The organism is Bacillus sp. GS3m_15504 (assembly GCF_055825275.1).
Map to the genome: position 1 here is coordinate 3,603,375 of NZ_JBVVNL010000001.1, position 12,594 is coordinate 3,615,968.

Annotated in this window: 15 protein-coding genes; 6 read left to right on the forward strand and 9 right to left on the reverse strand. The window is 37.5% G+C overall.

Annotation, left to right across the window (positions count from 1 at the left end):
• Window positions 1-8 precede the first annotated feature (8 nt).
• The 6 genes from AC0L0O_RS18970 to AC0L0O_RS18995 form a co-directional block, all read right to left on the reverse strand.
• The gene (locus tag AC0L0O_RS18970; RefSeq protein WP_000513289.1) at window positions 9-797 is read right to left on the reverse strand and encodes a DUF2268 domain-containing putative Zn-dependent protease; all 789 of its coding nucleotides are present in this window, start codon (window positions 795-797) and stop codon (window positions 9-11) included.
• Window positions 798-903: 106 nt separating this feature from the next.
• Window positions 904-2,142 carry a beta-ketoacyl-ACP synthase II gene (fabF, locus tag AC0L0O_RS18975; protein WP_000412652.1) on the reverse strand — a complete coding sequence of 413 codons (1,239 nt, stop codon included), beginning with the start codon at window positions 2,140-2,142 and terminating at the stop codon, window positions 904-906.
• Window positions 2,143-2,173: 31 nt separating this feature from the next.
• Window positions 2,174-3,106 (reverse strand): beta-ketoacyl-ACP synthase III, encoded by a 933-nt coding sequence (gene fabH / locus AC0L0O_RS18980; RefSeq protein ID WP_001100539.1) that lies wholly within the window; start codon window positions 3,104-3,106, stop codon window positions 2,174-2,176.
• Window positions 3,107-3,496: 390 nt separating this feature from the next.
• Complete coding sequence (locus AC0L0O_RS18985; protein WP_009879752.1) at window positions 3,497-3,673, reverse strand: ComZ family protein; 177 nt, start codon at window positions 3,671-3,673, stop codon at window positions 3,497-3,499.
• A gap of 53 nt (window positions 3,674-3,726) precedes the next feature.
• On the reverse strand, window positions 3,727-4,599 hold the full coding sequence (locus AC0L0O_RS18990) for an NAD-dependent epimerase/dehydratase family protein (RefSeq protein ID WP_017650999.1): 873 nt from the start codon (window positions 4,597-4,599) through the stop codon (window positions 3,727-3,729).
• Window positions 4,600-4,628: 29 nt separating this feature from the next.
• Window positions 4,629-5,363 carry a lipase family protein gene (locus AC0L0O_RS18995; protein ID WP_000028701.1) on the reverse strand — a complete coding sequence of 245 codons (735 nt, stop codon included), beginning with the start codon at window positions 5,361-5,363 and terminating at the stop codon, window positions 4,629-4,631.
• A gap of 156 nt (window positions 5,364-5,519) precedes the next feature.
• Here AC0L0O_RS18995 and AC0L0O_RS19000 point away from each other — a divergent pair, with 156 nt between their 5' ends.
• Window positions 5,520-5,702 (forward strand): YjzD family protein, encoded by a 183-nt coding sequence (locus AC0L0O_RS19000; RefSeq protein ID WP_001211116.1) that lies wholly within the window; start codon window positions 5,520-5,522, stop codon window positions 5,700-5,702.
• Between the two features lie 33 nt (window positions 5,703-5,735).
• Here AC0L0O_RS19000 and clpB read toward each other — a convergent pair whose 3' ends face one another.
• Together clpB and AC0L0O_RS19010 are read right to left on the reverse strand one after the other, a co-directional pair.
• Window positions 5,736-8,336 (reverse strand): ATP-dependent chaperone ClpB, encoded by a 2,601-nt coding sequence (gene clpB, locus AC0L0O_RS19005; protein WP_001984982.1) that lies wholly within the window; start codon window positions 8,334-8,336, stop codon window positions 5,736-5,738.
• Window positions 8,337-8,547: 211 nt separating this feature from the next.
• A complete protein-coding gene (locus tag AC0L0O_RS19010; RefSeq protein WP_000531418.1) occupies window positions 8,548-8,727 on the reverse strand; it encodes a YjzC family protein in 180 nt (59 codons plus the stop codon).
• 492 nt (window positions 8,728-9,219) lie between these two features.
• Between AC0L0O_RS19010 and AC0L0O_RS19015 the strand changes: the two genes are divergently transcribed.
• From AC0L0O_RS19015 to AC0L0O_RS19025, 3 genes are all read left to right on the forward strand, one after another.
• Window positions 9,220-10,029, forward strand: a complete 810-nt coding sequence (locus AC0L0O_RS19015) for a Cof-type HAD-IIB family hydrolase (protein ID WP_001041235.1) — start codon at window positions 9,220-9,222, stop codon at window positions 10,027-10,029.
• Window positions 10,030-10,134: 105 nt separating this feature from the next.
• On the forward strand, window positions 10,135-10,275 hold the full coding sequence (locus AC0L0O_RS19020; protein WP_000516816.1) for a hypothetical protein: 141 nt from the start codon (window positions 10,135-10,137) through the stop codon (window positions 10,273-10,275).
• A complete protein-coding gene (locus tag AC0L0O_RS19025) occupies window positions 10,276-10,473 on the forward strand; it encodes a DUF3813 domain-containing protein (RefSeq protein WP_000527402.1) in 198 nt (65 codons plus the stop codon).
• 25 nt (window positions 10,474-10,498) lie between these two features.
• On the opposite strand, the gene AC0L0O_RS19030 is transcribed toward AC0L0O_RS19025, so the two are convergent.
• Window positions 10,499-11,356, reverse strand: a complete 858-nt coding sequence (locus AC0L0O_RS19030; RefSeq protein WP_000364442.1) for a YitT family protein — start codon at window positions 11,354-11,356, stop codon at window positions 10,499-10,501.
• 100 nt (window positions 11,357-11,456) lie between these two features.
• Between AC0L0O_RS19030 and AC0L0O_RS19035 the strand changes: the two genes are divergently transcribed.
• Together AC0L0O_RS19035 and prsA are read left to right on the forward strand one after the other, a co-directional pair.
• Window positions 11,457-11,588: a DUF3941 domain-containing protein gene (locus AC0L0O_RS19035; RefSeq protein WP_001120845.1), complete on the forward strand. Its 132-nt coding sequence runs from the start codon at window positions 11,457-11,459 to the stop codon at window positions 11,586-11,588.
• A 128-nt stretch (window positions 11,589-11,716) separates the two neighbouring features.
• Window positions 11,717-12,574, forward strand: a complete 858-nt coding sequence (gene prsA, locus AC0L0O_RS19040; RefSeq protein ID WP_001214196.1) for a peptidylprolyl isomerase PrsA — start codon at window positions 11,717-11,719, stop codon at window positions 12,572-12,574.
• Window positions 12,575-12,594: the final 20 nt, after the last annotated feature.

Sequence of the window (12,594 nt, forward strand, 5' to 3'; positions counted from 1 at the left end):
CTGTTTTTTTATATATGAAATGTATTGGCTTTATTTAATATTTCTTTCGCATCTATAGGCAATAAAGAAAGTGTATCTTCTCCTTGCAAAGTTACACAATCTTTGACAATATGAAATCCAAGCGCATAGCCAAGCATCTTCGGATAAGAGTGAAATCCATTTAATAAGATGTCGTGCTCCCTTGTTCCTCGCTTTATACTTATTCTTTCATGTACAACATTTTCCCAATAATATATTGCCTCTTCCTTTGAAAGATACGTCGTCCACGGTGCATTGTTTTTTTCTGAATATCTTTCCGTTACCGCTTGCTCAGCTAATCCTTCCATAATCATCGTATCAAGTAATGTATATTCTGTTTCTTTCGTCTCAATTTGATGTAACCTGCATATGTGATGATATTCATGCGCCAACAGCACTTTTAATTCTTCCACCGAATTCCGTCCACATACGAATAAGAAAATAACGTGGCGCATAGATAATCCAGCCCTGCCGTTATACTCTTCTTGTACCGTTCGATTATAGGAGTCTGATAATAAAATAAAGACAGGGACATCCGGACCTTTTAACCAATTTTTCAGTTTCTCATACTCCGCACGTAACTCTTTCCAAACTTCCTTTTTCTCTAACTCTTTAATTTCTCGTTCTCCTCGCATAACAGGGCGATACATACCTTTAGAAATTAAAAAGCGATACAACCTTTCTTTTGGCAGCGGGATATATTTCGTAAACTTCTCACACAGCTTTTCTGGCCGTCCATAATATAGATGTAACCATTCAGCAGTTTCAACAATCCCCATCTTTATCCCTCCTTTTTCTTATGTATATGCAAAAGGAGAAAAAGGCGTAAAAATAAATAAGGAGTTTTTTCGCAATATATTGCGAAAAAACTCCTTATTTTATCTATTATTTATACGATTTAAATACTAATACTGCGTTATGACCACCGAATCCTAATGAATTACTTAACACTGCGTTTACTTCTTGATGTCTCGCGTTATTTGGTACGTAATCTAAGTCACATTCTGGATCTGGTGTTTCATAGTTAATTGTTGGAGGAATTACTCCATCTGTAATTGATTTAATAGAAAAGATCGCTTCAACAGCACCTGCTGCTCCTAATAAGTGACCTGTCATTGATTTCGTTGAGCTGATCGCTACCTTATACGCGTGCTCACCGAACGTTTCTTTAATTGCCATTGTTTCATACTTTTCATTCGCATCCGTACTTGTACCATGCGCATTAATGTAATCAATATCTTCTGGCTGTAGACCTGCATCCGCTAAAGCTTGACGCATTGCGCGCACGCCGCCTTCACCGCCAGGAGCAGGCATTGTAATATGGAATGCATCACCAGTTGCACCGTAACCAGCGATTTCCGCATAAATATGAGCACCACGAGCTAATGCGTGCTCTAATTCTTCAAGAATTAAAATACCTGAACCTTCACCCATTACGAAACCGCTACGGTTTTTATCAAATGGACGGCAAGCTGTTGCTGGGTCTTCATTGAATGTTAATGCTTTCGCTGAGCTAAATCCTGCGAATGCCATACTTGTTAACGGTGCCTCTGCCCCGCCCGTAATCATTGCATCAGCATCCCCACGCTGAATCGCTTTAAATGCATCACCAATTGAGTTTGCACCAGATGCACAAGCCGTTACAGAACAAGTGTTAATTCCTTTTGCTCCTGTTGCGATTGATACTTGGCCTGCTGCCATATCTGGAATCATCATCGGTACGAAGAATGGGCTCACGCGGCGCGGGCCTTTCTCAGTAAAAATTTTAAATTGTTCTTCGTATGTTTCCATACCGCCAATACCAGAACCAATCCATACACCAATTCGAGGTCCGTTTTCTTCTGTAATCTCAAGCTTTGCATCTGCAACTGCCATTTTCGCTGCTGCTACTGCATATTGTGTAAAGCGATCCATACGGCGCGCTTCTTTTTTATCAATATATTTCTCGACTTCAAAGTCGTTAATTTCTGCTGCTACTTTTGCTGGAAATAGTTCCGGATCAATTCTTGTAAGTCGTCCGATTCCAGATACACCCTTTTTAATGTTTTCCCACGCTGTTTCAACATCTGTACCGACCGGTGTAACAGCTCCTAGTCCTGTAATTACGACCCTCTTTTTTTCCATACAAAATACACTCCTTTTTTTCTCTCAGTCCTTATTTACCCCAACGAAGAGCGACTGCTCCCCATGTTAATCCGCCGCCAAAACCAACAAGTATAATTAAATCACCATCTTGAATACGTCCGTTTTGCAATTCCTCTACCATTGCAATCGGAATGGAAGAAGCTGATGTATTACCGAATTTCTCAATTGTCATACTCATTTTTTCTTGTGGTAAATTTAATCTCTCTCTTGCAGATTCCATAATACGAATGTTCGCTTGATGCGGTACTAAGAAATCCACATCTTCTTTCGTAAGACCAGCTTTATCTAAAACGCGAAGACAAGAATCCCCAAGTTGACGAACGGCAAATTTAAAGACTTCTCTGCCATTCATCATAACATACTCGTCTTGATAAAGATGCTTACCGCCACTTCCGTCCGCTCCTAATTCGAAAGATAGAACGCCTTTACCTTCTGAAACAGCTCCCATTACGATCGCACCGGCTCCGTCTCCAAATAGTACTGCTGTATTTCGATCGTTCCAGTCTACAATTTTAGATAGCTTATCACTACCAACTACTAACACATTTTTATAAGTTCCCGTTTGAATAAATTGCTGCGCTGTAATCATTCCGTACATAAAACCAGCACACGCTGCACTTAAATCCATTGCAGCTGCATGTTTTGCGCCAATTGCTTCTTGAATAACACAAGCTACTGCTGGAAAAGCACGATCTGGCGTTACTGTTGCTACTAAAATAAGATCGATATCCTCTCCGCTAATCCCTGCATCTTCAAGTGCTTTTTTAGAAGCCTCTACGGCCATATATGAAGTATCTATTGTATCATCGGCAATGCGTCTTTCCGCAATACCTGTTCTCGTACGAATCCATTCATCGGATGTATCCATTATTTTTTCTAAATCGTGATTTGTGACTACTTTTTCCGGCACATATCTTCCGATCCCTAAAATGCCCACGTTCACATCGCAGCCCTCCGTTTTATATCAATTATTATGACTTGGTACTAATTTTAAAACATAAATGTATTTTTGTCTAGAATATATTTCAGCTAAAACATAAAGCGAGCGCATTATTCACCTTATTGTTTATGAAAAGAAACAGAAACATACCTTTCCCTGTTTCTTTCGAAATATAAAAAGGCCCGAACCGCTTCTATCCACGGTTCGGGCCTCTCTTCCATCTAAATAAATGCTTTTTATTCTTGATCTGCTTTCCTTCTAAACTAGAAAGTTCTCCTCACTACTTTTCCCTTCCCCTCTTCATATCTCTGTTTTTCCCCCAGCCGAGAACAAAAAAGGCCCTGACCGCTTCTATCCACGGTTCGGGCCTCTCTTCCATCTAAAAAATGCTTTTTATTCTTGATCTGCTTTCCCAAGCTCATATGCTTCGTTCATAACTTTCATCAATAACTCTAATACTGGTTGAGCTTTCTCCATATCAAGTGCAATTCCATTATCATCTAAAATGGCCTTTGCTTCTGGTAAATGCTTCATTGCGATTTGTAAAAATTGCATGCTTTTCTCATTCATATTACGTTCTTCCTCTCCATTAAAACTTTCACATACATAGTGTAACACGCTCGCTATCCTTCGTATAACTCTTTATATTTTTTCATATGTGCCAATTGTTTATTTAAACCGTATTCTAACGGAGTATTTCTTTTTATCGAAATATCCTCGGCCGCCCCATCTCTTTCTTCCGCATTCTCTTTATTCACTTTATCATCTGCACGTAAAAGGTTCATACCCTTTTTCCATAATGACTTTTTACCACTAAGTAAATTATATATGCCGAGTTGCTCCTCGTTCATTCCATTTTCCCATAAGTATTCACATACATCTTCAACGTACAGTAGATCACTTCCGTTTTCCTCGCTGGCATAATGGCACTCTTTCTCACCTAGCTCTGATAAAATGAGCTGATGATACATCATAAAAGATGGTTGCCATGGCCCATATAATGTAGGAACTCGAAATACACTATATTGTACCTCTCCTTTTTTCAATCCTTCTTCCACTTTCGCAAATAAACGCTTATTTTCGGACTCATCTGCGTTTCCTACTTCAATAGAAGAAATTAGATTTAACTTCACTTTATGTTCTTCACACAGTCTTATGATTCGCTTTAAATACTGTAATATAACTCTTTCATTTCGAAAGCCACTTTGTTGGTTAGGCTCATACAGACAAAAGTAAACGGCATCAAATTTCTCTTCCTCTACGGATCTCCATCCGTCTTCATCTCTTATTGAATAATACGTAAATAACGCATTTCGCCCAATTAACAATAACTTCTCTTCATTAATTTTTGTCATACTATCAAATTCATCAAAATCAAGACCATATACTTCTACTTCTTCTGCAATCATTTTATTCACAAGGTGATAACCTACAAACGTAAGTGCACCTATAATTAGCACGCGTTCCATACCACCCACCCTTTCTCCTTGAAACAAATAGCTCCTCATTTATGTATATGGGAGCTTCACAATTCTTCTTCATATTTTTTAAAGAAATCAGTCGTTTGCCTAACCATTTTATATTTCACATCTTGCAGATGGAATAAAACAGAAGTATCACATTGATTCAATTGCCTCATTTTCTCGTATTTACGTAACAACTGTTTTCTTCCTCTTTTTTCTTGTGTTGATACGAAAATTTTAACAGGTACACAAGACGGAAGAAGCGTAAATGATTTCTTATTTATTTTTGCTTCTAATTCTTCTTCTTTGGAATCATACGCCAAACTTAATTCCTTCAAGAGTCTCTTATAAAAAAACTTATGCTCTTTCTCAAACTCCACATATTCTGGTAAATCTAAACACGGATTTAACATAATGACAGAACGTATACATTCAGGGTATTTGTTCATCATTTCAAGCGCTACAAGTGCCCCCATACCATCTGCCATAATGTGCATTTTTGCATTTAATGTCTCTTTTCTCAAAACAACGTCATATAGGCGTTTTGCTAGACGAACAGATTGATCGTTTCCCCAATGTCTTCCGTATAAATTAGAAGAAAATACCGTATAGCCTTCCTCAATAAGGCCGTGTAAAAAATAAGATCTACCCGCATGTTGTGTCCATAAACTTGTACCATTCTCAATAAAGTAGTTGTAATCCCCAAGAAGCATGACAGAAAATCCATTTGGCTTCTCCGGTAAATAAATAACGCATGGTTCTTTTTCTAAGTAAAAAAAACGTTCCGTAATACTCATTTTTCCCCCGCCTTATTTTCTAAACGTATAAAAGTACTCTTTTATAATGTATGAACGGAATGCAAATTTGCGTTGCAAAATCTACAAATATTTTTCTATATTCTTTTTTCAATTGTGTTACAATAAGGACAGATTGAACGAATAGAGGTGTAAAATATGCGTTTCATTTGGGCATTAATTTGGTCGTTCTTGCTTGTACATATGATGAGCTACGTAATCGGCTCTATGACTGGCGGTACATACGATTTTAACCAAGCGTCTATTTTCTCAGTTGTTCTTGCGGTATTAGTACTAGCAATTTCAGCTGCAATTCCAAACGAGCCAGTAGAACAGCACTAAAAAAAGAGTCCGGATTTTATCCGAACTCTTTTTTTATTTCACATGAACGACTAATTCGTTATTTTCTACATCAACCACTACATGACTATTGTCAGTAATCGTACCTGCAATTAATTCTCTCGCTAATTTCGTTTCAACTTGACGCTGTACATATCGTTTTAATGGACGAGCTCCGTACATCGGATCAAAGCCAGCTTCTACAACAAATTCTTTCGCTGCTTCTGTTAATTTTACCGTAATATGACGGTCAGCTAAACGACCTTGTAATTCTTTTACAATTTTATCAACAATACCTTTAATTTCATTCGTTGTAAGAGGTTTGAATAAAATAATTTCGTCGACGCGGTTTAAGAACTCTGGTCGGAAATGTCCTCTCAATTGTCCCATTACAAGTTCTCTTGATTCTTCTTTAATGGAGCCATCTTCTTCTAATCCATCTAATAAATGAGCAGATCCAATATTTGAAGTCATAATAATAACTGTATTTTTAAAGTCCACTGTACGACCTTGCGAATCTGTAATGCGTCCGTCATCTAACATTTGTAATAAAATATTGAATACTTCTGGATGCGCTTTTTCGATTTCGTCTAATAAAATAACGGAATACGGTTTACGTCTTACTGCTTCTGTTAATTGACCGCCCTCTTCATATCCAACATATCCAGGAGGGGCACCAATTAAGCGTGACACAGCGTGTTTCTCCATATACTCAGACATATCGATACGAATCATTTGCTCTTCACTATCAAATAAAGACTGTGCTAACGTTTTGGCAAGCTCTGTTTTACCAACACCAGTCGGTCCTAAGAAGATGAAGGAACCAATTGGACGGTTCGGGTCTTTAATACCAGCGCGCGCACGAAGAACTGCATCTGATACTAAGCTTACCGCTTCCTCTTGTCCGATAACACGTTCTGATAAAATTTGCTCTAAGTGTAATAATTTCTCACGTTCACCTTCAACGAGTTTTGCGACAGGAATACCAGTCCAGCGTGAAACAATATCAGCAATCTCTTCTTCACTTACTTCCTCACGTAATAAACGATTTTCTTGTTTATTATTTGCGCCCATTTCTTCTGCTTCTTTTAACTCTTTTTCAATTGCAGGAATTTTTCCGTGGCGAAGTTCCGCTGCTCTATTTAAATCGTAATTACCTTCTGCTTCTTCTAATTCACGGCGCAGACGCTCTAAATGTTCACGTAAGTCACGAACTTTGTGAATATCTTCTTTTTCTTTCTCCCATTTCGCTCTCATGCTACTGGCCACTTCTTTTAAATCCGATAATTCACGTTGCAATGTTTTGAGGCGTTCTTGGCTACCAAAGTCCTTCTCTTTTCCAAGAGCCGCTTCTTCAATTTCTAGCTGCATAATGCGGCGCGTTACTTCATCTAATTCTGTCGGCATAGAATCAATTTCTGTACGAATTGTTGCGCACGCTTCGTCAACAAGATCAATTGCTTTATCCGGTAAGAAACGATCTGAAATATATCGATCTGATAAAACTGATGCTGCTACAATTGCGCGGTCATGAATATTTACACCGTGATAAATTTCAAAACGCTCTTTTAAACCACGTAAAATAGAAATTGTATCTTCAACAGTTGGTTCTTCTGCTAATACTTGTTGGAAACGTCTTTCTAGTGCTGGATCTTTCTCAATATATTTACGATATTCATCTAGGGTTGTCGCCCCAATACAATGCAGTTCACCACGCGCAAGCATCGGTTTTAACATATTCCCTGCATCCATCGCACCTTCTGTTTTTCCAGCGCCGACGATTGTGTGAAGTTCATCAATGAATAGTAAAATGCGACCTTCACTCTTTTTAATTTCATTTAATACAGCTTGCAAACGCTCTTCGAACTCACCACGGAATTTCGCACCAGCTACAAGCGCACTCATATCTAACGCAAAGATTGTTCTATCTTTTAATCCTTCAGGTACATCCTTCTTCACAATACGCTGTGCTAACCCTTCAACGATTGCTGTTTTACCAACACCTGGCTCACCAATTAAAACAGGGTTATTTTTCGTTTTACGTGAAAGAATGCGGATTACGCGGCGAATTTCACTATCGCGGCCGATAACAGGGTCAATTTTCCCTGCTTTCACTTCCGCCACTAAATCACGACCATATTTTTCTAACGCTTCATAAGTTGCTTCTGGATTTTGGCTAGTCACTTTTTGATTCCCCCGAACTGTCATTAAAGACTGTAATAAGTTGTCTTTCGTAATATGAAATCTTGTAAATAATTGGCTTATATCGCCTTTTTCTTCAGTAAAAGCAAGTAATACATGTTCCACTGAAATGTAATCATCTTGCAATTTCTCTGCTTCTTTTCCTGCTCTTACAAGCAGTTGTTGCAGGGCACCTGTTATATATAATTTACCTGCTTCTGCACCGCTTCCCGTTACGGAAGGCTTTTTCTTAATTAAATTTTCTACGCCTTGTTTTAATGCTTCTATATCGACATTCATTTTTTGAAAAATACGTGCTGCTAGCCCATCCTGCTCTTCTAATAATGTAAACAAGAGATGAACAGTATCTACTTCTTGATGGTGATGAGATACCGCTAAAGATTGGGCACTCATAATCGCCTCTTGTGTTTTTGTTGTCATTTGATTTAAGTCCATCTTTACAGTCCTCCAAATGTTTGACTTTCTTTGACCTTTGATTTGATTATACGCCAACTGACTTTTTTATACAATAATTTTGCTTATGTATTTTCAAACTTATTATTAGAAAAAGAAAACAGGAACATGCATTGATGCGGTTCAAAACAATGCGGTAAATGAAATTATAATGCGTAATGAAAAAAAGCCGCAATAACGATTGCGGCTCCTGTTACGGTTTTCTTTTATACGTCCACTGACGGTTATGATTCGTGTTATCTGGAAACTTGTCACCAGCAGTTAGTTTCACCATTTGCGGATCTTTCACCATACTTCCCGTTTCACCAATTTCCACGTAAATGCCATCATTCGGCGCTTTTTGTCCAGAACGAAACCTGCGATTTTGTCCCATTTCCATTCTCCTTCCATGACGTCTTTGCCTCATTAGTATATCCATTTTAAAAGAAAGCTTTTCTGTCATGTTTAGGAAACAAGTACTACATTTCGTTCTTGTACATATACATGAATGACACAAGCTTAAAGCAGGGATTTCGTTCCTATTTGTAGAAAAAAAAGAAACCAACCTACTATAGGCCAGTTTCAAAGGAGAGTCAAACATATACGAGAAGATTACATGTTCATTATAAGCCTCATCATACGAGCAATGTAACCCTTTTCACAATTTGTACATAATGAAAGAAACATTGTTTGAACTTTCTAAAAAGATGTTGACTTTTCTTAATTTCCAGCGAGAAATAGTAGACACCGCAGCACTTTGCGACGTAAGATGGATATATAGTGAACTTTCCATCTTTGGTGGTCTCACCCAGTCTAACCTCTTATTTCTGCATATAAAAAACGGAAATACAGATAAAAACAAAAAAATATTATAAGAGGTGAAATTATGAACAAACAACATTTAATCGCACTAGACTTAGACGGCACTTTATTAACAGACAACAAAATAATTTCCACTCGAACGAAACATACAATTGCAAAAGCAAAGGAACAAGGACATATTGTCGTTATTTCAACAGGACGTCCATTCCGCGCTAGTTATGATTACTATAAAGAACTTGGTCTAAATACACCAATCGTAAACTTTAATGGCGCTTACGTACATCACCCTCTTGATTCAAAGTGGGGTACACATCACTCTCCTCTTGAGCTAGCAACAGCGCAAGAAATTGTCCGAGCTTGCTTTGATTTTGGCGTAAAAAATATATACGCTGAAGTAATGGACGATGTGTATGTTCGTGAAATTGATGAAGATAAAAAACATATTTTCGAATTCGGTTCTCCAAATATTTTTACAGGAGACTTATTAAATATTTTAAACGATCATCCAACTTGCTTATTAATTGACGCACATGACGAGCATTCCAGTGCAATACGTCAACATTTAACTGATATGCACGCTGAAGTAATCGACCATAGAAAATGGGGCGCACCTTGGCCAATTATTGAAATTGTAAAAAGCGGATTAAATAAAGCTGTTGGACTACAAAAAATTTCTAGCCATTACAACATTCCACAAGAGCGAATTATCGCTTTCGGTGATGAAGATAACGACTTTGAAATGATTGAATTTGCTGGTCACGGCATCGCAATGGGAAATGCCATTCCTGAATTAAAATCACTCGCAAACCATACGACGCTAACGAACGAAGAAGATGGTATTGCACTATATTTAGAAGAGGTTCTTGGGTTGTAATCTAAAAATTCCCTGCTTATAGTTTCTCGCCAAACGCTCATACTATGATTAGACGCACAAGTCAGCGCGTCGATTGTTTTCAGCTAAATAAAGGGGGTTTTTCGAATGGGTAAAAAGAACAAATCAAAACGTTTTATCCAACAAGGAGCCGATGCTGTTATGAAGCATGATGCAAGATTCCCGTACAGAGGTACATTAGCTGAGGCAGAAAAAGCGAGAAGTAACTCTTCTTTTGGAGGGGTCTAAATGGGGAACTTACTATTTCAACAAGCTAGAGATGCTGTTGCAAATGCCGTATCTTGTTCGAGCGGCGTCGAGCAACAAGATCTCGTATATAGAGCAAAAAATGCTTTGCAATCCGCTTACGCAAATTCTTCAACTGCTGAAAAAGTTCAGCTACGTGAAATGCAGGAACAATTGCAAACTATTACGAATTTACATTAAAAAAGAGGACCAACTTTGGTCCTCTTTAATCTTTTCGAAACAATCCAAATACCCCAACCGTTTGCAGTACATTTGTAAATGCACCTGGGTCCACTTGTTTAATAACCCTCTCTAATTCATACAGTTCGTAACGAGTAATAACAATCATTAACATTTCCTTATTTTCATTCGTATAAGCACCAGTTGCCGGTATAGTTGTAATCCCCCTCACTAAGCGTGAGTGAATCGCCTTTCGTACATCCGCCCCATTCTTCGTAACGATTAACGCCGTAATCTTCACATGACGCGTATGAATCGCATCGATGATTCGCGTTGAAACATACAAAGTCACCAAAGTATATAATGCTTTTTCCCATCCATACACATAACCAGCAGCGATAATAATCAGTGCATTAAAGAAGAAAAAATACGTACCGACAGGCTTGTCTTTAATCTTTGATAAAATCATGGCGATAATATCTAAACCACCTGTAGAAGCCCCCCACTTCAACGCAATCCCTACCCCAATTGCCGAAATAAGCCCGCCAAAAATCGCATTTAATATGATATCGTTCGAAACAGCCCGAACTGGGATAATTTCTAAAAACAAAGTCATAAATATAACGCAAAGAAAACTAAAGAAAGTAAAAGCCTTTCCAACCTTTTTCCACGCTAAAATAACGACAGGAATATTAAACAAACTAAACAATACCCCCGTTGATATATGAATTGATAAAAAATCACCTAATATTTGCGATAACAATTGAGACAATCCAGCAAAGCCACTCGCGTACACTTTCGCTGGCGTTAAAAATAAATTCATTCCAATCGCGTTTAACAAACCTGCGATGATTACAACGATTAACTTCTTTATAAGTTCGGTATAATTCAACTTCAAATCCATTTCCAATCCACCCTTATTATTCAGGAATACACTGCTATACATAGTCTTTACGAAAAAGGAAATGATAAACGTACAACGTTTAGAAATGGAGTTGATACATATGCCACATACGAGTGATAACGACAAAAAAGCACGCGATAACAATGCAAAGCGCGCGCAAAAAAATGAGCAAGAACAAAAGAATATAGAGCAAGGTAAGCGTGCTTATTCTAAAAAGACCGATCACCTTTGATTTCATCGTACACCAGCAAAATTGTTGGTGTACTTTTTTACATTTTACAGGAAAAAACATTAAAAATTCACTTCATGTTCACTTCTATATTCTACAATAGCGATAACATATTCGGATGAGGTGTTAGCATGAGAGGAAAACATATTTTCATTATTACTGCACTAATAAGTATATTAATGCTAGCTGCTTGCGGGCAAAAAAATAGCTCGGCTACAGTCGCTACGGCAACAGACTCAACCATTACGAAGAGCGACTTCGAAAAACAGTTGAAAGATCGTTACGGAAAAGACATGTTATACGAAATGATAGCGCAAGACGTTATCACGAAAAAATATAAAGTATCTGACGATGATGTAGAGAAAGAAGTACAAAAAGCGAAAAGTCAATACGGAGATCAATTCAAAAACGTGTTGAAAAACAACGGTTTAAAAGATGAAGCTGATTTTAAAAATCAAATTAAGTTCAAACTTTCTATGAATAAAGCAATTAAACAAAGTGTTACAGAAAAAGACGTGAAAGACCACTACAAACCAGAAATTAAAGCGAGCCACATTTTAGTAAGTGACGAAAATGAAGCAAAAGAAATAAAGAAAAAATTAGATGCTGGTGCTTCATTTGAAGAACTAGCAAAACAAGAATCGCAAGACCTACTATCAAAAGAAAAAGGCGGAGACCTTGGATACTTCCATTCAGGTGCAATGACACCTGAATTTGAAACAGCTGCCTACAAACTAAAAATTGGTCAAATTAGTGATCCTGTCCAATCACCAAATGGTTATCACATTATTAAACTAACTGGTAAAAAAGATCTAAAACCTTACGATGAGGTAAAAAACTCTATTCGCAAAAACTTAGAGGAAGAACGTACTGCTGATCCTATATTTGGTAAAAAATTATTACAAAGTGAATTAAAAAAAGCAAATATTAAAATAAACGATAGTGAGTTGGAAGATACATTTACTATTGTTTCCCCGCAAGGAAATTAAAAAACACAACCTTATTTTTT

Coding starts and splice junctions, on each gene's coding strand:
- AC0L0O_RS19020 (WP_000516816.1), top strand. CDS start 10,135: ATGGGTAAAAAGAACAAATCAAAACGTTTTATCCAACAAGGAGCCGAT.
- AC0L0O_RS19015 (WP_001041235.1), top strand. CDS start 9,220: ATGAACAAACAACATTTAATCGCACTAGACTTAGACGGCACTTTATTA.
- AC0L0O_RS19030 (WP_000364442.1), bottom strand. CDS start 11,356: ATGGATTTGAAGTTGAATTATACCGAACTTATAAAGAAGTTAATCGTT.
- AC0L0O_RS18995 (WP_000028701.1), bottom strand. CDS start 5,363: ATGAGTATTACGGAACGTTTTTTTTACTTAGAAAAAGAACCATGCGTT.
- AC0L0O_RS18970 (WP_000513289.1), bottom strand. CDS start 797: ATGGGGATTGTTGAAACTGCTGAATGGTTACATCTATATTATGGACGG.
- AC0L0O_RS19000 (WP_001211116.1), top strand. CDS start 5,520: ATGCGTTTCATTTGGGCATTAATTTGGTCGTTCTTGCTTGTACATATG.
- AC0L0O_RS19010 (WP_000531418.1), bottom strand. CDS start 8,727: ATGGGACAAAATCGCAGGTTTCGTTCTGGACAAAAAGCGCCGAATGAT.
- fabF (WP_000412652.1), bottom strand. CDS start 2,142: ATGGAAAAAAAGAGGGTCGTAATTACAGGACTAGGAGCTGTTACACCG.
- AC0L0O_RS19035 (WP_001120845.1), top strand. CDS start 11,457: ATGCCACATACGAGTGATAACGACAAAAAAGCACGCGATAACAATGCA.
- prsA (WP_001214196.1), top strand. CDS start 11,717: ATGAGAGGAAAACATATTTTCATTATTACTGCACTAATAAGTATATTA.
- AC0L0O_RS18985 (WP_009879752.1), bottom strand. CDS start 3,673: ATGAATGAGAAAAGCATGCAATTTTTACAAATCGCAATGAAGCATTTA.
- clpB (WP_001984982.1), bottom strand. CDS start 8,336: ATGGACTTAAATCAAATGACAACAAAAACACAAGAGGCGATTATGAGT.
- AC0L0O_RS19025 (WP_000527402.1), top strand. CDS start 10,276: ATGGGGAACTTACTATTTCAACAAGCTAGAGATGCTGTTGCAAATGCC.